Here is a 20,441-nt window from a genome sequence, read left to right on the forward strand (position 1 = left end):
CCTCGTATCCCGCGGTCAGACCAGGCGGGGGTTCGGCTTGGCGCCGTCAATGTTGTACTTGCTCAGGGCGGATTCCATTTCCGCGCGGCTGACGTGGCCGGCACGATAGAGCCGCTCCATTGCCGTTGCCGCGATATGGTTGGCGTCCACCTCAAAGAACCGCCGCAGGTTAACCCGGCTGTCGGAACGTCCGAACCCATCGGTGCCCAGCACCGTGAAATCGTTCGGCACCATCGCCCGGATCTGTTCGGCATAGTTCTTCATGTAATCCGTGGCTGCGATCACCGGCCCTTTGGCCTTGGCAAGCTGCCCGGTCACAAAAGGCTGCTTCTCGTCTTCCAACGGATTCAGGCGGTTCCACCGCAGACAATCCTGACCTTCGCGCGCCAACTCATTCAGCGAAGTCGCCGACCAGATGTCGCTGGTCACGCCGAAATCTTCCTCGAGCATTTCCGCCGCCTTGAGCGCCTGCATCAGGATCGTCCCCGACCCCAACAGGTTCACATGCTTGTCACCGGGTTTCGGCGTTTCGCGGAAGCGGTACAGCCCCTTGATGATATCGTCTTCGACACCCATCGGCATATCGGGATGGCTGTAGTTTTCATTCATCAGGGTCAGGTAGAAATAGACATCCTCCTGATCGCCATACATGCGTTGCATGCCGTTTTGGACGATCACCGCCACTTCATACTGGAATGTCGGATCATAGCTGATGCAGTTGGGGATCGTGCTCGCAAGGATGTGGGAATGCCCGTCCTCGTGCTGCAAACCTTCGCCGTTCAGCGTGGTCCGCCCGGCGGTGCCGCCCAGCATGAACCCGCGCGCCCGGCTGTCGCCTGCTGCCCAGGCCAGATCGCCGATCCGCTGGAACCCGAACATCGAGTAATAGATAAAGAACGGGATCATCGGCACGCCGTGATTGGAATAGGCGGTTGCCGCCGCGATCCAGTCAGCCATGGCACCGGCTTCGTTGATGCCCTCCTGCAGAACCTGCCCATCGACGCTCTCTTTGTAGAACGACATCTGATCGGCATCCTGCGGCGTGTATTTCTGCCCAAGCGGGTTATAGATCCCCACAGAGCGGAACAGACCTTCCATCCCGAAGGTGCGGCTTTCATCCGGCACAATCGGTACGATGTTCTTGCCGATCTTCTTGTCGCGCAACAGCGTCGTCAGGATCCGCACAAAGGCCATCGTGGTCGAAATCTCACGCTCGCCCGTGCCTTTCAACTGCGCCTCGAACTTGTCGAGCCCCGGTATTTCCAGCTTGTCGCTGACCGACTGGCGCTGCGGGAATGCCCCGCCAAGCGCCTTGCGACGGTCGGCCAGATACGCCTTTTGCGCGTTGTTCAGCGTGACAAACGGGGCCTTGCCCACGTCTTCATCGCTGACCGGAATCTGGAAGCGATCACGGAAAGCGCGCAGCTGATCCTCGTTCAGCTTTTTCTGCTGGTGCGTGGTGTTCTGTCCCTCGCCCGCAGTTCCCATGCCGTGACCTTTGACGGTCTTGACCAGAAGGCAGGTCGGCTGACCCTTGGTGTCGGTCGCGCGTTTGAACGCGGTATAGACCTTTTCAGGATCGTGGCCGCCCCGGCGCAAGGCCCAAATCTGATCGTCTGTCCAGTCTTCGACCAGCGCAGCTGTTTCCGGGTATTTACCAAAGAAATGTTCGCGGATATAGGCTCCATTCTTGGATTTGAAGGTCTGATAGTCACCATCGACGGTTTCATCCATCAACTGGCGCAACCGGCCGCTGGAGTCTTTCTCCAGAAGTTCATCCCAGCCTTTGCCCCAGAGCAGCTTGATGACATTCCAGCCCGCGCCACGGAAATCGCCCTCGAGTTCCTGAACAATTTTATGGTTGCCTCGAACCGGGCCATCCAGACGCTGGAGGTTGCAGTTGATGACAAAGATCAGGTTGTCGAGCCCTTCGCGCGCGGCAAGGTCAATCGCGCCACGGCTTTCCGGCTCGTCCATCTCGCCATCGCCGAGGAAGCACCACACCTTGCGGTCGGCCATGTCGATATGGCCCCGGTTGTGCATGTATTTCATGAACCGCGCCTGATAGATCGCCATGAGCGGCCCCAGACCCATCGAAACAGTCGGGAACTGCCAGTAGTCGGGCATCAGCCAAGGGTGCGGATAGCTGGACAGCCCCTTGCCATCAACTTCGCTACGGAAGTTTTCCAGCTCTTGCTCGCTGATACGGCCTTCCATGAAGCTGCGCGCATAAATGCCCGGGATCACGTGGCCCTGAAAGAACACTAGGTCGCCACCATGCATCGCGGATTTTGCGCGCCAGAAATGGTTCAGCCCGATGTCATACATGGCCGCCGAACTGGCAAAAGAGGCGATGTGTCCGCCATATTCGCTACTGACCTTGTTGCGACGCACAACGGTCGCCATGGCGTTCCAGCGGTTGATCGTGCGGATGCGCCACTCCATCTCCATGTCGCCGGGAAACGGCTCCTGATCGTCGGCCGGGATGGTGTTCTGATAAGGCGTAGTCGCCGAAAACGGCAGGTTGGCCCCCGCGGCGCGCGCCTGCTGTACCGCCTTGTCCAACAAGAAATGTGCGCGATTGGCACCGTCACGTTCGATGACGTCCTCAATCGCTTCCTGCCATTCCTGGGATTCTACAGGATCAATATCCTGAGCGTGGTCTGTCATGTGCCCTCTCCCTTGCTCCGCATATATTCGGAGTTAGTTTAAAATTAAACTACAGATGAATTCTTTGATCCGATCTGCAGTTTGAGCCGGCCTGAATGCCCGACCCGTCAGATTGAAGCGTGCCTAACACGCCGCACTTACGTAACGTAGGTCCCTCGGCGCATATCCTCTCTGCAAACGGCGCATAGCTAATAGTTTAATGCTGAACTATCTCCCCAACCCTATGTGCCGCGCTCTTTTTGTTTTGGCTGTTGCCCGGCCCTCATATGAAATACAGCAATTTTTTGGCGTCATGTCTATGGTGGATAAAAAGAGCCTTACCCGCCCGCTCTCGACCCAACTCAAACAGGGCGCATTTGCGCGGCGATCGCCAAGGCCACGACAAGCAGCATCGACAGCGCCATACCAACGTTGATCATCCTGTGTACACGTTCGGGAAGGTCCAATTGGCCAAGTCTGATGCCGGCCCAGAGCCACAAGAAATGGATCGGAATCCAGATCGCATTCATGATCAATAACTTGATCACTGTTTCCGAAAAAAGATCGTCTGACAGAAAGGAAAATCCGGTAAACAGCGTTGTATTCACTGCATATGCCTTGGGATTGATGATCTGCAGCGCCACGCCGCCAAGCAGTCCCGGCGGGCGAGACCGTTGGATAAAGGCAACACGCGATCCCGCGAGCGCAATTCGCGCCGCCAAGTAAAGCAGATACGCGACCGACAACAGAAACAGCACTGTTCGTAGTCGATCGTCCGCCAGCACCATCGCGGCAAGCCCGCTGATCACCGTGGCGGACACCAGATTCTGCCCGATAAACAGCCCACCGACATAGCGTGTACCGGGCCCGCGGCCAAAGGCCGATCCAACACCAGCGGTCGACAACACACCCGGCCCCGGGGTTATGATCAGGAAAAAGACTGCCGCCGCGAAGGTCAGCATCCGGCAGGCGCCGTCGAGAATCTCGAATTAGCTGCGCACATACTAAGGCTCCATCCGCTTTTCGCGCCACCAGATCACGAGCCCGGACATCACGACAATCGCCGCGCCGGTCACAGTCCATTGGTCAGGAAGATTGCCAAAGACCACATAGCTGCTGATCGTGAGATAGATCATGAAGGAATAGGTATAAGGCATCAACGTACCGGCGGGCGCAAAGCCGTGCGCGCGCGTGAGCAATTCATGCCCCAGCCACCCCCAGAATCCGAGCGCGATCATCACCCCCCATTCAAGCCCGGTCTCAGGCGTTCGCCATGTCATGATCGCAAAGGGCAACAGCGCGATAGTGCCGACAGCACCGGCGTAGAGCTGCATAGTCTGCGCCGCGATCTGCCCTGCCAATCGGCGGGTCAGGATCGAATACAACGCCATCATGATCGCATTAAGAACCGAAAGCAGCGCCGCCGGATGAAACGCTTCGCCAAAGGGACGGATGATCACCATGACCCCGGCGAATCCCATCAGAATCGCAAACCAGCGCCACGGCCCGACACGTTCGCCTAGCAACGGCATCGACAGTGCACAAACAATGATCGGTGCCGAGAACAGGATCGCGGACGTGACCGTAAGGGTCATATAGTTCAACGCGACAAAGTTAAGAACGGTCGCGCCAACGAGACACAAGGCGCGCAGCAACACCAGCCCGATTTGTCCGGAACCGAACCGCGACCACGACAGGCCACCGCCACCAATCATGATCAACGAAATCGCGAAGTGGCCGACATAGCGGAAAAAGGCCAGTTGAAAGGCATGAAATCCCCCAACAACCAGCCATTTCACCGAAGTATCGAGCGTCGCAAACAGGAGATAGGCGGCCAGCATCATGACGATGCCCAGCTCAGCGCGATCCTGTCTGACCTGCGCGCTCAGCCCCGCCATCGGTTACTTTGCAAAGCGTTTGACATAGAAATCCACCATTTCCGGCACCAGAGCATCTCCCATCCCCTGATCGACGGCAAGGCCCAGAGCCTCGCGTGCACAATTGGACATGATCGTCGGCGCGTCCAGATCGCTGGCCATTTGGGAATAATATCCGACATCCTTGCATGCATTCTGTACCGAGAACGCGAGATTGTTGGCATCCCCGTCTACGGCGTAGGCCTTGACGAAATCCATCATCCCGGATTTGAGCGGCCCCGCCGACATCACGTCATAAAGATCGCTGCGCCCGACGCCCGCGCGGTCGGCCATTGCAAACGCTTCGGCCATCGCGTTTGCAGTTGTCATCGCAAAGAAGTTGTTGATCAGCTTGATCGTGTGGCCATTGCCCAATTCGCCAAGATGAAAGACGTTTTCTCCAAGGTCCTGAAACACCGGTTCGACCTTGTCAAAGGCGTCCTTGTCGCCGGAACACATGATGTTCAGCAACCCGTCGACCGCATGCGATGGCGTCCGTCCCAATGGCGCATCCAGATAGGTTGCCCCTTTTTCCGCGACAGCCGCGCCCAATGCCTTGGTCGAGCCGGGAAGCGACGTCCCGAAATCCACCACGATGGTGCCCGGTTTCAACCCGGCTATCACGCCGTCGTCCCCATGCATCCGGCTCTCGACGGAATCCGACGTATCCATGCACAGCATCACGATGTCGGACACATTGGCCAGTTCCGCCGCTGTCTTGGCCTCGGTTGCCCCTGCGGCCACGGCGGCGTCAACGCGAGGGCGGGTCACGTTGCCCATAACGGTCAATTCGTACCCCTTGCTTTGCAGGCGCCCAACCATCGCCGCGCCCATCAGGCCTAGGCCGATAAATCCGATATGTGGTTTGCTCATCTCTCACTCTCCATAGTTGTATGCATTGCAACCCGTCTGCACTGGTTCTTACTCTGCGCTTTCGGCAAGCACTCTCTCGATCTTCAGCGTGTGCTCAAGGTTTTTCCGTCCTTCTTCCGCGTCGACGAGCGGTTCATCCCGCCCGGCGATCACATCGGCAAAATGATTCAATTGCACGATCAGCGGTGCTTCCCCTTCGGCGGGGTACACCACGGGCGATGGGGATTGCGACCAGTCATTTGCTCCGCTCCAGACCGTCAGCGACGGGAATTCTACCGCTCCGGCGGTGCCAATGATACGCAGGTGGTCTTGCGCGGTGATCGCAATGTTGGGGTTCTCGCCGGTCCCTGCCTCAAAGGCCCAAGGTGATGGGGTGGCGTCGGAAAAGGCAATCGTTGCAACCTGCCCCCCGCTAAACCCAAGCGTCACGCCTCCGCTTTCGATATTCTCCTTGCCCCGGACATTCCGACTGCCAAAGCCCGACACATGGGTGATCGTTCCAAACAGGAACCGCAACAGGTCGACCTCATGCACCAAATTGATGAGCACCGGTGATCCCTGCACACCGGCGCGCCAGGATACATCAAAATAGGCATCAGGCTTTTTCAGTGCCCAGATCAGCGAGGCAAGTACCGGCGGGCCAATCGCTCCGCCACAAAGCAGGTCTTTGAGTGCCCTGACCTTAGGGTGATATCTCCGGTGATGCCCAACGAGCGTTCTGACCTCTGCGGCGCGGGCGGCTGCAATGATCCGGTCTGCTTGCTCCATCGCGCTGGCAACCGGCTTTTCGATCAGCATATGCCAGCCCCGCGCCGCGGATTGCTCCGCATGATCGGCGTGCAGATCACTTGGGGTGGCCAGCACGATCCCGTCGGCAGCCACGTCAACTGCATCGATCGAAGCAAACGCGGGCGCGTCGAACTTTGCCCGAACGGCAGGATCCGGATCAATAACCCCCGCCAGTGTCAGATGCGGTTGTGCGAGGATATGAGCGATATGGCGGCTGCCAATCAACCCAGCCCCTGCCACCAGCAGCCGTGTCACATCACGGCCCCGATCTGCCAGGGTACAAATTCATAGTCGCCCAGACCCTGCGCCTCAGACTTGCTGGCTTCGCCAGAGGCGACACGCAGGAACATCTCGTAAATCTCGCGGCCCTTTTCTTCTAGCGTCACGCCTTCGGTCAGCATATCACCGGCGTTTACGTCCATGTCGTCGATCATCCGCACGTACATCTCGGTATTGGTTGCAACCTTGATCGTCGGCGCAGGCTTTGACCCAAAGGCTGATCCGCGTCCGGTGGTAAACACCACGAGGTTGCAGCCACCGGCAATTTGCCCTGTAACACTCGCCGGATCATATCCGGGGCTGTCCATAAAGGTGAAACCGCGCCCAGTGACGGGCTCCGCGTATTTATAGACACCCATCAGCGGGCTGGTGCCGCCCTTGGCCGCCGCGCCCAGCGATTTTTCGAGAATGGTGGTCAGCCCGCCTTTTTTGTTACCGGGACTTGGATTGTTGTCCATGCTGCCTCGATTACGGGCGGTGTAATCCTCCCACCACTTGATCAGGCCAACCAGCTTGTCACCCGTAGCACGGTCCGCTGCACGGCGCGTCAAAAGATGCTCGGCCCCGTAAATTTCCGGCGTTTCGGCCAGAACCCCGGTGCCACCCTGTGCAGCAAGCAGATCGCTGGCATATCCAAGCGCCGGATTGGCGGTGATGCCGGACCACGCATCCGATCCGCCGCATTGCAAGGCGACCATCAACTCTGACGCCGGGCAAGGTTCGCGCTTTGCCTCGTTGGCCAGCGGCAGCATCCCCCGCACCTTTTCGATGCCCAAAGCAACGGTGCGCTGCAAACCCGCTACCGATTGGATATTCATGGTCTGGAACAGTGGCCCCTGTTTCAGCCCGTAGGCTTCAAGCAACCAGTCGATCTGGTTCATCTCGCAACCCAGCCCGACCATCAGCACACCGGCATGATTTGGGTGCTTCGCATAACCCCACATCACCCGCTGCAACGCCTCAAACCCTTCGCCGTCGCCCCCCATGCCACAGCCCGTGCCATGCACAAAGGCCACGACACCATCAACATTGGGATATTGCGCCATCTCTTCAGGGCCAAACGCATCTGCGATCCGTCGCGCTGCAGTTGCCGAACAGTTCACAGAGGTCACCACAGCGATATAGTTGCGTGTCCCGACCCGGCCATTCTCGCGCCGATAGCCCATGAAGGTGTCGCAGCCCTCGTCTGCAACAGGATCAACCGGGCGCAGATCGGTGCCGAATTCATAAGCGGTATCGGTGTTGCGAAAGGCCACGTTATGAGTGTGAACATGATCCCCGGGTGCAATATCCTGTGACGCCAGCCCAATGAACTGCGCATATTTGCGTATCTGTTCGCCTTCGTTGATCTGCCGTGTCGCGATCTTGTGACCCGACGGGATCAATGCCGTCGTCGTGGCCTCTTCGACGGGCACGCCCGCTTGCAGAGCATGGGTTGCGGTCACGACGTTGTCGTCAGGATCAAGACGGATGAAATCTTTCATCTCTCTTCTTTCTTTGTACCGTGCAGCGTTTCAGGCGCGGGAGAACGAATCCGACTGCGCCCGATGAATGTCGTTATCGATCAACATACCTGTGTCTCGTTCCGTGTCAGCCTCGGAAGAACATCGTCAGCTCGGGGAAGAACAGGATCATCAACAGGACGATCAGCTGAATTCCGATAAACGGCAGAAACCCTCTGAAGATGTCCGGCAACGAGATGTGCGGCGGCGCGACCGATTTCAGATAGAACGCCGCAGGTCCAAAGGGCGGCGACAGAAAGGACACCTGCATGTTCACACAGAACAGGATGCCGAACCACACAGACAAAAAGCGTGGGTCGTCGACCAAGGGTGAAAACACACCAATCTCGTCGATCGGCAGTTTCAGAACGATGGGCAGGAACACCGGCATTACCAGCAAGACGATCCCGACCCAGTCCATGAACGCGCCAAGGAAAAGGAAGATGATCATCATCACCGCCAGCACGCCCAGCGTCGGCAGATCGTAACCGACGATGAGATTGGCCACATAAGTCGGCCCGCCGGCGATCGTATAGGCCCCGGCCAGCGCGGTCGCACCGAATGTCACCCAGATGATCGTGCCCGTCGATTTGAACGTGCGCATCAACGCCTCGCGCACCAGCGTCCAGGAAAACTCTCCGCGCATGATGATCAGGACCAGTACGGCAAACGTCCCCATGCCCGCCGCCTCGGTGATGCCCGTGATGCCGCCATAGATCGACCCCAGCACGACGCCCACCACCAGCAACGGCGCGATCATACCTTTACCCACGTCCCATGCGGCCGCGATCCGCTTGGGTTTGACGTATATGAGAATATAGCCAAGCAGCACCGCGATGATCCCCATACGCGTCATCATCTGTGCCGAGCTCAACACCGTGGTATCTTCGTCCACGCGACCCATGCTGATGATAAAGCCTGACCGGATCAACGTCACTGACAACACACCGATCGCAATCAGCGACAACAATGTGGAGCCATACACCGCCTTCTGCGCGCCGGTCATATCGTCCGGACCCGGTTCAGGCAGCGGTGCCAGCTCTGGGTTTATCCGCGTTCGGACAATGATGTAGAGCATATAGCATGAGGCGAGGATGAAGCCCGGCACAAACGCGCCTTTGAACAACGCGTGAATCGAAGTCTCGGTGATCAGCCCGTAAAAGATGAGAACGATAGACGGCGGGATCATCGTGCCCAACGATCCCGAGGCGCAGATTGTGCCGATGGCAAGGTTCTGATCATAGCCAAGCCGCAACATTTGCGGCAACGCGATCAACCCCAACAACACGACTTCGCCACCGATGATCCCGGACATCGCGGCCATCACCACCGCCATCACCGATGTCACAAGGGCGATGCCCCCACGGGTCCGATTCAGCCAGACCGACAGGGACGAATACATATCCCGCGCTATGCCGGATCGCTCCAGTAAGGTCGCCATGAGAATGAACAACGGTACCGATATCAAAACATAGTCGGTCGTCAGCCCATACATCCGCTGGGCCAGAATGTTCATTGGCCCCGAGCCGAAGTTGCTGAACAACAGGTCGGGTCCGAACTTCATCACCATCACGACGACGGCGAGAAACCCCGAGGCAAACCCCAGCGGCATGCCAATCGCCAGCAAGGCCAGCATCCCGACCAGCAGGACCAGTGAAATTGTACCGATATCCATACTCTGTCCCCTGCTGCGTCAGGACCGGTCTCTATTCGACCTTGCTCTGCGCGCGCTTTACTTCTTCGATTGCGATGTCGATATCGTCGGTCACGTCATGTGACTCTGGTTCCTTGTTCCAATCACAGATCAGGTTGGACACGGCCTGGATTGTCACCAGTGTCAGCGTGATCAGGATCAGCGGCTTCATCGTCGCCGGAATTGGTGGATCCCACGCGGTGCCAAACCGCTCCCACCGCATGAACTTGGCATAGGCTTCGCCAAACCCGCCCCAGATCACCGCCAGACAAAACACGATGATCGCGAGCGTCGACAGGATGTCGAACACATGCCGCAACCATTTCGGCGCAATGTCATAGAGAATGAAGATACGGATGTGGCTGCGTTGCTGCATCGCGTAGAGGCCGGAAAACAGATAGACCATCCCGCCCATCCACAGGGACGCTTCGTTCACCCACAGGGTTGGCTGCTCGAACACATAGCGCATGATCACTTCGTAGAACATGATGGCCACGATGATCGCCGGAATGATCATCGCCACCCGGCTGAATCTCCAGGTGAACGCATCCACCCAGCCTGTACGTTCATGTTCAACCATGACAGCTCCGCAAGATCAGCCCAGAACAAACGGGCGGCCAGATTTCCAGCCGCCCGCGCAAAAGGTGGGTTACTCGGATACGAGGCCCAGTTGCTTGAGATAGCTCAGATGCGCCTCGACCAGTGCTTCGGCCTCGGGCGTCGTTGCAAACTCAGTCCAGGTTGCCTGTGCGGCATCACGGAATTTCTGCTTTTCTTCCGGCGTCCATGCAGACAGGGTTACGCCAGCCTCAAGCAATTCGGCAGCTGCTTCGGCGTTCTTCTTTTCAAACGTCAATGCGGTACGCAGCGCCAGTGCCTCCATCGCAACCGACATGATCCGGCGGTGCGCTTCGGGCATCGCGTCCCACCGCGCCTTGTTACAGGCCAAATGGTCGGACGGCATCGAATGGAAGCCCGGATAGTTGGCGTATTTGACCAGATCATAGAGACCCAGACCGACGTTGTTGGCCAGACCCGATGCATCCGCGCCATCGATGATACCGGTTTCCAGAGCGGTGAAGATTTCGGTGAAATCCATCACGATCGGCTTGGCACCGAGCTTTTCGAAGATCTTGGTTTCCATGCCCGGAGGCGAACGGAATTTCCAGTCCTTGAAGTCTGCAACTTCAGCGATTGGCTTGGACGAGGCAAAGCTCTCCTGCCCGTAGACCCACCAGCCAACCAGTTGCATGTCATATTTGTTGTAAAGCTGCTGCGCTGCATCCAGACCGCCACCATAGTAGAGCCAGCTCAGCTGCTGATAGGGCGTATCATAGCCGCCCATGATGTCGCCAACAAACTGGAACGCAGCGTTCTTGCCCGTCTGATAGGCACCGCCGGTCATGTCACAATCCACGATACCGGTCGCAGCAGCATCAAAGGTTTCGACCGATTTCACCACCGAAGACGAATAGAACATCTCGATCTCTATTTCGCCATTCGACATCGTTTGCACGTTGTCGACATATTCAGCCGCCAGCTTGCCCGAGACGGTCTCAGGCGCATAATGCGTCTGAATGCGCAGGCTCGTGGTTTCCGCCGATGCGGTCATGGCGGTCGCCGACAACAATGCGGCAACTCCGACAGCAGATGCCGCCTTGGTCAAAATCTTCATTACGTCCTCCCAAACTATGTGCCCGGTCTCACGCTGTTCTCCTCCCGCGCTTGCCGACCGTGAAGGTGAGCCTAGCAACCCGCTTCCCATGCGGCAACAAAAAATCTGAAATACTTGAAATTTTGAAATTATTGCGTTTATTCAAAATTCATGCTGCCATGCGCCGCACCAAACGGATATGGGCCGAATATGACCAGACGCTTTGAAACCACGGATATCTACGAAGACCTGCGGATCAAACTGACCACCGCGTATTTTGAACCCGGCAGCAAGCTTAAACCATCAGAGTTGCAGGTGCGATATGGGCGCTCGGCAAACACCGTGCGCGAAGTCTTGTTTCGCCTGTCGACCGTCGGACTGGTTCTGTTTGAGGACCAGCGCGGGTTTCGCACCCCGCCCTCGGAAACGCAGCGACAGAACGATCTGACCAGTTTTCGCATCACTTTGGAGCAGGAAGGCGCAACGCAATCCATGCGCAACGGAGGGCTGGAATGGGAAGCACGCCTGACCGCCGCACATCACAAGCTGTCTCATATCGAAACGCGAATCGCCAAGGCGGATGACATCACAGAGGCCCTGAATCCCTGGTGCGCCGCCGAATGGGGGTTCCACGAAACGCTGGTTTCAGCGTCGGATTCCCCGCTGCTGCGGAGTACGTTCAAGGCGATCTACGATCAGTTCCGGCAGCAACTTGTCACTAAAGAGCGCAACTATGGCTATTTTTCCAACAATGTCGCCGAGCATGCGCGCATCGTGGAATGCGCGCTTGCTGCTGATGCTGATGACCTTCGACAGGCGATCTATGACCACCTGTCGCGCAATTTGTTGGGCCGTCAGGCAGGCGTCAAATCTTCCGCGATATAGGTTCGGATGATATCGGCAAAATCGGTTTCTGCGACAAACCCCAATTCCTGCGCTCGCACGGTCTCAAAGTCGCGGGGCCAGCCAGAGACAATCTTTGTGATGTCTGCATCCGGTTCTGACCGAATGCGTGCGACTGCATCCGCCCCAGCGACTACGCGCAACGCCTCGATCTGTTCGGCAATGGTGCAGGACACGCCCGGCATATTCAGGCTGCGGCGCGCACCCAGTGGTTCGAGATCCATCGTTCCGGCGCGCATCAAGAAACCGACCGCTGATCGGGGCGACGCATGCAGATGGCGCACTGTATCCGGCACCGGCAATATCGCATCCTGACCATTCAAAGGCTCGCGGATGATCCCCGAGAAAAAGCCCGAAGCGGCCTTGTTCGGCTTGCCCGGGCGCACACAGATCGTCGGCAGACGAATGGATACACCATCGACAAACCCCTTGCGGCTGAAATCCGCGACCATCAGCTCACAGCATGCTTTTTGCGCGCCGTAGGACGTTAGCGGCGCGGTCAGAAATTCATCCCCGATCTTTTCCGGAAACGGCGCACCAAATACAGCGATGGACGACGAAAACACCAACCTGGGCCAATAGGTATCACCGCTGTTCTCACGTTCGGCCCGCAAGGCCGACAGCAGGTTCCAGGTGGGAAACATGTTCACGTCCCACCCCTTGTCAAAGTCCTGCTCGGCCTCGCCCGATACAATGGACGCAAGGTGAAAGATCACATCAGGTCGCAACGCGGCCAGCTTCTCTGCGGCACCGGCCTCGGTCAGGCTTCCGGCGATCCGCTGCGCGGCCTCGGCACCGCCGGGCGCAAAGGCCACATCGTGCAGGATCACCTCAGCGGGCTGCCCCTCCCAGCCGTCTTTCGCCAGATGATGGGCCAGTTTTTGGCCAATCATGCCGCCGCCGCCCAGGATCAGTATTCTCGTCATCAGTCACTCCACCTTCAAATTATTGCGTGCACAGAGCTCTAGATAGAGCCCCGAATGGTCTTTATCTCCGCCGTCCATCTCTTTGCAAAAATGGTCGAACCGGTTCCGGATGTCTTGCGATGTGGGCAGCGTCAGGCCCAGACTGGCGGCCTCGCCCAGCAGGTTGTCCAGATCCTTGAGTTGAAATTTTGAGAGGCCGCCGGGGACAAAGTTGCGCTCGGTCATGCGCGCGCCATGCTGTTGCAGGATCGTACTGTCGGCAAAGCCGCCTTTCAGCGCGTCGCGCACCGCTGCCGGATTTGCTCCGCCTTTCTCCAGAAGCAACATCGCCTCGGCCACCGCGCCAATTGTGACCGCGACAATCGCCTGATTGGCCAGTTTGGATAGCTGCCCCGCGCCTGCCGGCCCGACATGCACCGGTCGGCCCATCGCCTCAAACACTGGGACCGCCCGTTCGAACGCGGCCACCTCTCCGCCGACCATGATGGCAAGGCTACCCGCTTCGGCCCCTTTGGTGCCTCCGGACACGGGGGCGTCCAGATGATCGACACCAAGACTGGCCAGATGTTCCTGCTGCGCCCGCGCCTCTTCTGGCTTGGTCGAACTCATGTCCAACCAGACAGCACCGCGCGTCAATGCGCCCATCACATCGGCATCGCGCGTCATGGCCCCTGTCGCCACCCCGTCGCTCAGCATCGTGATTACAAAGTCCGCGCCGTCCACAGCCTCTGCCGGGTTTTGACACAGCGTGGCACCGTCGGCCACCAGCGGCTCGGCCTTGGCCGGCGTTCGATTCCACGCCCGCACCGGAAATCCGGCCCCCAGCAGGTTGCGCGCCATCGGCCCACCCATCAGCCCGGTGCCCAAAACGGCAATTGTCGGTTTCATCTGTAATCTCTCCCTTAGATCGACGCGGTCATGCCGCCGTCAACAAACAGCGTTTGACCATTCACAAACGATGAACCGGATCCGGCGAGAAACACCGCCGCTGCGACCAGTTCGTGCACATCGCCCCAACGCCCGGCAGGTGTGCGTTTTTCCAGCCATTCGGTAAAGGCCGGATCATCGACCAAGGCCTGATTCAGCGGTGTCTTGAAATACCCCGGCGCGATGGCGTTGCACTGCAACCCGTGCCGTGCCCAGTCGGTTGCCATGCCGCGTGTCAGGTTGCGGATCGCCCCCTTGGTCGCGGTGTAGGGCGCGATACCTGGGCGGGCCAATTCACTCTGGACCGAGGCGATGTTGATGATCTTGCCCTGACCCCGTCCGATCATGTGACCGGCGACCGCCTTGCCTACCAGAAAAGCACTGGTCACGTTGGTGCGCAGCAACTGATCCCATGCCTCTTCGGGAAATTCCTCCAGCGATGCGCGATGCTGCATTCCGGCGTTGTTGATCAGAATATCGATCGCGCCGAGCTGATCCTCGATACGGGAAATATTCTCGCGCACCGCCGAGCCATCAGTCACATCAAAAGCCGCCTCGGAAACGTCGAACCCATCTGCCCGCAACGCCTCTGCCGTCTCGCTCAATCGGGCTGCATTTCGTGCATTCAGCACAACACTTGCGCCGTGTTCAGCCAGCCCTCTGGCCAGCGCTCGCCCGATCCCAAGGCTGGAGCCGGTGACCAGCGCCCGCTTGCCTGTCAGGTCGAAATATTTCTCTGTCAAACGCTCTCTCCCGCAAAGTCAAACGCCGGTGACCCGACGGAACTGGACCCTAGTATTTTGAATCGCTTTCGACTAGGCCATTAAAAAACAGCATCTTTCTAAGCTGGTTCTGGGAGGACAAATGAAAGCTGTGGTCATCCACGCGGCAAAGGATTTACGCGTAGAATCAAGCGCTTGTGAATCCGTTTCAGCCGGTCAGGTCAGGGTGAAAATCGAGGCGGGCGGCATCTGCGGTTCTGATCTGCATTACTATCACGACGGTGGATTCGGGACTGTCCGGCTGCGCGAACCGATGATCCTGGGCCATGAGGTTTCCGGGACCATCGCCGAGGTTGGCGACGGCGTGGCGGACCTCGCCGTCGGCGACAGAATCGCCATTTCTCCGAGCCGTCCCTGCCATTCCTGCGACTATTGCCACCGCAACCTCTTTAACCATTGTCTGAACATGCGGTTCTATGGCAGCGCCATGCCGATGCCTCATATCCAAGGCGCATTTCGCGAAGAACTGATCGCGGATGCCAGCCAGTGCCACGTCATTTCCCCGGACGTTCCGGCAGAACTGGCCGCCTTTGCCGAACCGCTATCCGTCGCCTTGCATGCGCTGAACCGGGCCGGGGATATTGCCGGCAAGCGGGTTCTGATCACCGGCTGTGGCCCAATCGGCGCGCTGGCAATGCTCGCCGCGAGATCGCGAGGCGCAGCGCTGGTTTTCGTGACCGACGTGATCGACCACGTGCTCGACATCGCCAGAGCCACAGGGGCCGATCAAGCCATCAACGTCGCCAAACACGGGGACTGGGTCGATGAATTTCGGGCCGACCAAACCAGTTTTGACGTGATGATCGAGGCCTCTGGCAATGAACAGGCGCTGCGCACCGGACTTGACGTATTGCGCCGCCGGTCCGTGCTGGTTCAGGTCGGGCTGGGTGGCGACGCATCGCTACCACTGAACCTGTTGGTCGCAAAGGAAATCGACCTGCGCGGCGCCTTTCGGTTCCATCCGGAATTCGCAGAGGCCGTCGCCTTGATCAACGCCGGAACATTGCAGCTGAAACCCCTTCTCAGCGCCCGATTCCCACTGGACCGCGCCGAGCAAGCCTTTGAAATGGCGGGCGACCGCACCCGTGCGATGAAGGTTCAGATAGATTTTACAACACCACACCAACACGAGGCGACAGATGGCACGACTGGACGGTAAGCGCGCATTGGTAACAGCAGCGGGACAGGGCATCGGCAAGGCTTCTGTCCTCGCCATGGCCGCCGAGGGGGCGCAGGTCATTGCGACCGATATCAACCCCGATTCACTGGCAGCCCTCGCGGCCGAAGCCGGGGCGCAAGTTGAAACATTCACGATGGACGTGCTGAACAAGGAGTCGGTTGCGGATGGAGTTGCCCGCGCCGCGCCGGACGTTCTGTTCAACTGTGCCGGCTTTGTACATGCGGGCTCGATCCTTGATGCCATCGATGACGATCTGGAGTTTGCGCTGGACCTGAACGTCAAATCCATGTTCCGCACGATCCGCGCCGCCTTGCCTGGAATGCTGGAACGCGGTTCGGGTTCGATCATCAACATGTCCTCGGCCTGCTCCTCGATTATCGGCGCTCCAAACCGTTGCGTGTATGGCACCTCCAAGGCGGCGGTGATCGGGCTGACCAAGTCGGTGGCCATTGAATACATCACCCAGGGCATCCGCTGTAACGCCATCTGCCCCGGCACGGTCGAAAGCCCGTCGCTGCACGACCGGCTGCGTGCCACCGGGGATTACGAAAAGGCGATGAAGGATTTTGTCGCCCGCCAGCCCATGGGCCGTATCGCAACGGCCGAGGAAATCGCCGCACTCGTGGTGTACCTCGCCAGCGACGAAAGCGGCTTTACCACCGGCCAGCCTCATGTCATCGACGGTGGCTGGTCCGGCTGACCACGAAATATCTCTAAAGGAAAGCGTTTCATGTCGGACAAGAAACCCCCGCTTCGGTCGCAAAAATGGTTCAACAACCCGGATGATCCGGAAATGACCGCGCTCTATCTCGAGCGTTATCTGAACTACGGGCTCACACGCGAAGAACTGCAATCTGGAAAGCCGATCATCGGCATCGCCCAGACCGGCAGTGATCTCAGCCCTTGCAACCGGCACCATATCGAACTGTCAAAGCGCGTGCGCGATGGTGTGATTTCTTCTGGTGGCACAGTGATCGAAATCCCGGTGCATCCAATTCAGGAAACCGGCAAGCGCCCCACCGCGATGCTTGATCGCAACCTCGCGTACCTGTCGCTGGTGGAAACGCTGTATGGCTATCCAATCGACGGCGTCGTGCTGAACATCGGTTGCGACAAGACCACGCCTGCCCTCTTGATGGCGGCGGCAACGGTCAACATTCCGGCAGTTGCACTCTCGGTCGGCCCGATGCTGAACGGCTGGTTCCGGGGCGAGCGTACCGGATCGGGCACCATTGTCTGGAAAGCACGCGAATTGCTCGCCGCCGGTGATATCGACGACGACGGCTTTCTTGAACTGGTGTCTTCGTCCGCAACTTCGGTCGGCTATTGCAACACCATGGGCACAGCCAGCACGATGAACTCGCTGGCCGAGGCGCTTGGCATGCAATTGCCCGGCTCTGCCGCGATTCCAGCCGCCTATCGCAAGCGCGGGCAGATCAGTTACGAAACCGGAAAACGCATCGTTCAGATGGTCCATGACGACTTGCGGCCAACCGACATCATGACCCGCGAAGCCTTTGAAAACGCAGTGGTAGTCAATTCGGCGATCGGGGGATCGACCAACGCGCCGATCCACCTGAACGCGATCGCCCGCCATCTCGGCGTCGAACTTGACAATGATGATTGGCAAAAGCTGGGGCACAAGGTCCCGTTGCTGGTCAACCTGCAACCGGCAGGTGCCTATCTGGGTGAGGATTATTTCCACGCCGGTGGCGTTCCTGCCGTGATCGGTGAACTACTGGGCGCAGGTCTTCTGCCGCATCCCGACGCAATCACCGCGAATGGCAAGACCATGGCCGAAAACTGCGGCGACAAACGCACGGAAACCCCGGATGTGATCAAACCGATTGCCGAGCCGATGACCAAGGAGGCCGGCTTCATCAACCTGTCGGGCAATCTGTTTGACAGTGCAATCATGAAGACCAGCGTGATCTCCAAGGAATTCCGCGACCGATATCTTTCCAACCCCGATGACCCAGATGCCTTCGAAGGCCGCGCCATCGTCTTTGACGGACCCGAGGATTTTCACAAACGGATCGACGACGAAAGCCTCGCGATTGACGAAAATTGTGTGCTGATCATGCGCGGCGCGGGCCCTATCGGCTATCCCGGAGGTGCCGAGGTCGTGAACATGCGCCCGCCGGCCTATCTGCTCAAGCGCGGCATCCACGCCCTGCCCTGTGTCGGAGATGGCCGTCAGTCCGGCACCTCGGGCAGCCCTTCGATCCTGAACGCCTCGCCCGAAGCCGCCGATGGCGGTGGTCTGGGGCTGGTCGCAACCGGGGACCGTATCCGCATCGACCTGCGCGCCTGCACCGCCAACATGCTGGTTGACGACGCAGAACTTGACCGCCGCCGCGCCGCCCTGCCCGACCGCCCCTTTGCCCCGCCCAGCCAATCGCCATGGCAGGACATGTTCCGCGAAAAGGTCCGTCCCTTCTCGGAAGGCATGGTGCTGGATGGCGCAACCGAATTCAAAGACATCGCGCGGAAATCGACCCCGCGCGACAATCACTAACAGGAGAATATCTGATGAAACTCGTACGTTACGGTGAACCCGGCGCAGAGAAACCCGGCCTGATCGATGGAGACGGTACATTGCGCGATCTGTCCGACCATGTGGCTGACATCGCGGGGACCGCACTGGATGACGCCAGCCTTGACCAATTGCGCGCGCTTAGCCCGGCCAGCCTGCCAGAGGTTTCGGGCAACCCACGGCTTGGCCCCTGTGTCGGCAATATCGGCAAATTTCTCTGCATCGGACTGAACTACTCTGACCACGCGGCCGAAACCGGTGCTGACATTCCCGAGCACCCGATTCTGTTCTTCAAGGCCAATTCTGCCGTGGTCGGCCCCAACGATAACGTCAGCATGCCGCGCGGCTCGACCCATACCGACTGGGAAGTGGAACTGGGTGTGGTGATCGGCAAAACCGCGAAATATGTCAGCGAGGCCGACGCTCTGGATTACGTCGCCGGGTATTGCGTGATCAACGATGTGTCCGAACGGTACTTTCAGACGCAACTGACCGGCCAATGGACCAAGGGCAAATCCTGCGACACCTTCGGTCCAACTGGCCCCTGGCTGGTGACACGCGATGAGATCGCCGATGTGCAAAGCCTCGACATGTGGCTGGACGTGAACGGCGAGCGCAAGCAGACCGGCAACACCAACACCATGATCTTTACCGTGGCGCAAATCATCGAGCATCTGTCTGGTCTCATGACCCTGCATCCGGGCGACGTGATCTCGACCGGAACGCCTCCGGGTGTCGGCATGGGAATGAAACCGGAACCAGTTTATCTGAAATCCGGCGACCGGATGGATGTCTGGATCGAAGGGCTGGGCCAACAGACCCAGACCGTGACCGAGGACAGTTGAGATGGCCGCCAAACCCGACCTTCTGATGATCGGATCGGTCACCGACAGAATGATGGCCCGGCTGACTGCCGATTTCACCGTTCATGCCCTGTCTGATCAGCCGGACCAAGCCCAGTTTCTGGCCGACCACGGCGTGGCAATCACTGCCGTTCTGACCAATGGTCATGACGGCGTTCGTCCTGACCTGATGGCCGCGTTGCCGAACCTGAAAATCGTGTCCAGCTATGGCGTCGGCTATGACGCCATAGATGCGAATGCTGCGGCCAAACGTGGCATCATCGTCACCCACACGCCGAACGTGCTAAATGCCGAAGTTGCCAATACAGCCCTGCTCCTTTGGTTCGCCGTCAGCCGCAGATTGGTGCCAAACGATGCCTATGTCCGGGCTGGCCGTTGGGAAAACGAAGGCAGCACGCCTCTGACCCACTCGGTTCAGGGGCGGACCGTGGGCATTGTCGGGTTGGGCCGCATCGGGCAGGCAATTGCCGACCGGCTTGGGGTGTTTGAAAGCACCGTGGTCTATCATTCCCGCAGCGACAAAAACGTCAGCTATCGATACTACGCCGATCTGGCTGAAATGGCCGCCGACAGCGACGTTCTGATCTGCATCACGCCGGGCGGGGCCGCAACCAAACACCTGATCAGCGAACAGGTGATCGACGCACTTGGCCCCGATGGTATTCTGGTCAATGTCTCGCGTGGATCAGTCGTCGACGAGACAGCGATGATCAAAGCACTCAAGGAGGGTCGTCTTGGTGGTGCGGGCCTTGACGTGTTCGAACAGGAACCCAAAGTCCCGGCTGAACTCTTCACGATGGACAACGTGGTCCTGCAACCCCATGTGGGCAGCGCAACGCACGAGACCCGGCAAGCGATGGGCGATCTGACTTGCGACAACCTCAGCCAATGGCTGAAGGACGGCACCACGGTCACCCCCGTACCTGAGTGCAAAGGCCTCTGAAGACCGGCTTGGGCTCTGGCGTTGTG

The 20,441-nt window shown here is 58.7% G+C and carries 18 protein-coding genes; 6 read left to right on the forward strand and 12 right to left on the reverse strand.

Features of this window, described 5'->3' with window-relative positions; translation table 11 throughout:
• Positions 1–15 precede the first annotated feature (15 nt).
• The 9 genes from aceE to ABJO75_RS18815 form a co-directional block, all read right to left on the reverse strand.
• Positions 16–2,670, reverse strand: coding sequence for a pyruvate dehydrogenase (acetyl-transferring), homodimeric type (gene aceE / locus ABJO75_RS18775; RefSeq protein WP_348124193.1), 2,655 nt, complete (start codon positions 2,668–2,670; stop codon positions 16–18).
• 341 nt (positions 2,671–3,011) lie between these two features.
• Positions 3,012–3,611, reverse strand: coding sequence for a LysE family translocator (locus tag ABJO75_RS18780; protein ID WP_348124195.1), 600 nt, complete (start codon positions 3,609–3,611; stop codon positions 3,012–3,014).
• A 42-nt stretch (positions 3,612–3,653) separates the two neighbouring features.
• Positions 3,654–4,547, reverse strand: coding sequence for a DMT family transporter (locus ABJO75_RS18785; protein WP_348124197.1), 894 nt, complete (start codon positions 4,545–4,547; stop codon positions 3,654–3,656).
• Positions 4,548–4,550: 3 nt separating this feature from the next.
• Complete coding sequence (locus ABJO75_RS18790; RefSeq protein WP_348124199.1) at positions 4,551–5,438, reverse strand: NAD(P)-dependent oxidoreductase; 888 nt, start codon at positions 5,436–5,438, stop codon at positions 4,551–4,553.
• A gap of 48 nt (positions 5,439–5,486) precedes the next feature.
• Complete coding sequence (locus ABJO75_RS18795; protein WP_348124201.1) at positions 5,487–6,482, reverse strand: Gfo/Idh/MocA family oxidoreductase; 996 nt, start codon at positions 6,480–6,482, stop codon at positions 5,487–5,489.
• Complete coding sequence (locus tag ABJO75_RS18800; RefSeq protein ID WP_348124203.1) at positions 6,479–7,990, reverse strand: altronate dehydratase family protein; 1,512 nt, start codon at positions 7,988–7,990, stop codon at positions 6,479–6,481. The genes ABJO75_RS18795 and ABJO75_RS18800 overlap by 4 nt, the downstream gene beginning before the upstream one ends.
• A 106-nt stretch (positions 7,991–8,096) precedes the next feature.
• Entirely contained in the window at positions 8,097–9,683 is a 1,587-nt protein-coding gene (locus ABJO75_RS18805; protein ID WP_348124204.1) for a TRAP transporter large permease subunit, read from the reverse strand.
• A gap of 31 nt (positions 9,684–9,714) precedes the next feature.
• Positions 9,715–10,281, reverse strand: a complete 567-nt coding sequence (locus ABJO75_RS18810; protein WP_348124206.1) for a TRAP transporter small permease — start codon at positions 10,279–10,281, stop codon at positions 9,715–9,717.
• Between the two features lie 69 nt (positions 10,282–10,350).
• Positions 10,351–11,376, reverse strand: coding sequence for a TRAP transporter substrate-binding protein (locus ABJO75_RS18815; RefSeq protein ID WP_348124208.1), 1,026 nt, complete (start codon positions 11,374–11,376; stop codon positions 10,351–10,353).
• A gap of 189 nt (positions 11,377–11,565) precedes the next feature.
• Between ABJO75_RS18815 and ABJO75_RS18820 the strand changes: the two genes are divergently transcribed.
• Positions 11,566–12,240, forward strand: a complete 675-nt coding sequence (locus ABJO75_RS18820; RefSeq protein ID WP_348124210.1) for a GntR family transcriptional regulator — start codon at positions 11,566–11,568, stop codon at positions 12,238–12,240.
• Here the strand turns inward: ABJO75_RS18820 and denD are convergent.
• From denD to ABJO75_RS18835, 3 genes are read right to left on the reverse strand one after another with little or no spacing between them, the layout of a single operon-like run.
• Positions 12,210–13,184 carry a D-erythronate dehydrogenase gene (gene denD / locus ABJO75_RS18825; RefSeq protein WP_348124212.1) on the reverse strand — a complete coding sequence of 325 codons (975 nt, stop codon included), beginning with the start codon at positions 13,182–13,184 and terminating at the stop codon, positions 12,210–12,212. The genes ABJO75_RS18820 and denD overlap by 31 nt on opposite strands.
• 3 nt (positions 13,185–13,187) lie before the next feature.
• Positions 13,188–14,072 (reverse strand): NAD(P)-dependent oxidoreductase, encoded by an 885-nt coding sequence (locus ABJO75_RS18830; protein WP_348124214.1) that lies wholly within the window; start codon positions 14,070–14,072, stop codon positions 13,188–13,190.
• Positions 14,073–14,086: 14 nt separating this feature from the next.
• Entirely contained in the window at positions 14,087–14,854 is a 768-nt protein-coding gene (locus tag ABJO75_RS18835; RefSeq protein ID WP_348124221.1) for an SDR family oxidoreductase, read from the reverse strand.
• Between the two features lie 121 nt (positions 14,855–14,975).
• Between ABJO75_RS18835 and ABJO75_RS18840 the strand changes: the two genes are divergently transcribed.
• Genes ABJO75_RS18840 through ABJO75_RS18860 form a run of 5 tightly spaced genes read left to right on the forward strand, consistent with a single transcriptional unit; the run spans position 14,976 to position 20,415 of the window.
• Positions 14,976–16,052, forward strand: coding sequence for an L-idonate 5-dehydrogenase (locus ABJO75_RS18840; protein ID WP_348124223.1), 1,077 nt, complete (start codon positions 14,976–14,978; stop codon positions 16,050–16,052).
• Positions 16,033–16,773: an SDR family oxidoreductase gene (locus ABJO75_RS18845; protein ID WP_348124224.1), complete on the forward strand. Its 741-nt coding sequence runs from the start codon at positions 16,033–16,035 to the stop codon at positions 16,771–16,773. Before ABJO75_RS18840 ends, ABJO75_RS18845 begins: the two co-directional genes overlap by 20 nt.
• Before the next feature lie 30 nt (positions 16,774–16,803).
• Positions 16,804–18,591, forward strand: a complete 1,788-nt coding sequence (locus ABJO75_RS18850; protein WP_348124227.1) for an IlvD/Edd family dehydratase — start codon at positions 16,804–16,806, stop codon at positions 18,589–18,591.
• Positions 18,592–18,605: 14 nt separating this feature from the next.
• Positions 18,606–19,454, forward strand: a complete 849-nt coding sequence (locus tag ABJO75_RS18855; RefSeq protein WP_348124229.1) for a fumarylacetoacetate hydrolase family protein — start codon at positions 18,606–18,608, stop codon at positions 19,452–19,454.
• Position 19,455: 1 nt separating this feature from the next.
• A complete protein-coding gene (locus tag ABJO75_RS18860; protein WP_348124231.1) occupies positions 19,456–20,415 on the forward strand; it encodes a 2-hydroxyacid dehydrogenase in 960 nt (319 codons plus the stop codon).
• The last annotated feature ends 26 nt before the right edge of the window (positions 20,416–20,441 follow it).

Origin of the sequence: Sedimentitalea sp., from assembly GCF_039973035.1 — a bacterium.
GTDB lineage: Bacteria > Pseudomonadota > Alphaproteobacteria > Rhodobacterales > Rhodobacteraceae > Sedimentitalea.